This is a genomic window from Nesterenkonia sphaerica (assembly GCF_005771565.1).
Classification (GTDB): Bacteria; Actinomycetota; Actinomycetes; order Actinomycetales; family Micrococcaceae; genus Nesterenkonia; species Nesterenkonia sphaerica.
In genome coordinates this window covers 1-947 of the sequence record NZ_VAWA01000055.1, presented here as the reverse complement: position 1 = coordinate 947, position 947 = coordinate 1, and the positions used below count along the sequence as shown (strand labels likewise).

Sequence of the window (947 nt, the reverse complement as noted above, 5' to 3'; positions counted from 1 at the left end):
CTTCGATGCTGTCTCGGGTGTGGTGGAAGATCGGCCGGGCAGCCAGGTCTGATTTCGCCATCCGGAAGCTTGCCTCAACTTCGAACAGCGCATGATAGGCAGCAATGACCTCGGCCCCGGTCATGATCTTTTCGCTGGCGCTGGTGACATAGCCTTTGAGCCCGAAGTAGTACTGGGCCCGCTTCGCAGCCTCGTAGTCAACGGCCAGGGTCTTGGGCCCACCACCGGTGAGGAACCGGGCCTTGCGTTGCTGTTTGCGTCCAGCAGCGATGTCTTCAGCGCGCTGGATTTGCAGGGTCTGGTTCCGCCGGTCGCGCTGTTCACGTTTATGCCGGTATTGCCAGACTGCTCGACGCGTCGATGAGGCCACGTTCTTCTTCAACTGTGTGGTGGCCTCGATGATCTCTCCATCAGCGAAATAATTACCCCGCGCAGCGAAAGTCTCCGCCAGATCGTAAGGGGCCTTAGAAGACCGTGTGCCGACGACATACTGGTAGCCGGCCTCTTCCAGGGCTGTCAGGTTGGCGTAGGAGAGCATGCCTGCATCAGCGACCACCAGCATGTTCTCCACACCGTGGCGGGCCCGGAAGGCGTCTAAGACCGGGATGATGGTGTGCGTTTCAGCGGTATTGCCTTCGAAGCAGTGCACATCCAGCGGGAAACCGGTCTTATCCACCAGCAGCCCAATGACTACCTGAGGGTCCACCCGGCGTTCCTTGGAGTAGCCGACCTTGCGGGTCTCGTCCTCTTCATCCGTTTCGAAATACAACGTGGTGGCGTCATAGAGCACCACACTGACCGCACCGGCTCCGGCGGCGTAGGCATAAGCGGCGCGGCAGAGATCATCGCGCCACTGTTGGTCGATGATCTGCTTCAGCCGGCGCTTCAGCGTGGGGTAGGACGGCGCCGGGGTGGGTGCGTAGTTGCCAATGACCCGCAGGGAATCT

The 947-nt window shown here is 60.5% G+C and carries 1 protein-coding gene; it reads right to left on the bottom strand.

Features of this window, described 5'->3' with window-relative positions; all coding sequences use genetic code 11:
- On the bottom strand, positions 1 to 947 hold a 947-nt coding region (locus FEF27_RS13055), incomplete at both ends, for an IS1634 family transposase (RefSeq protein ID WP_138171313.1).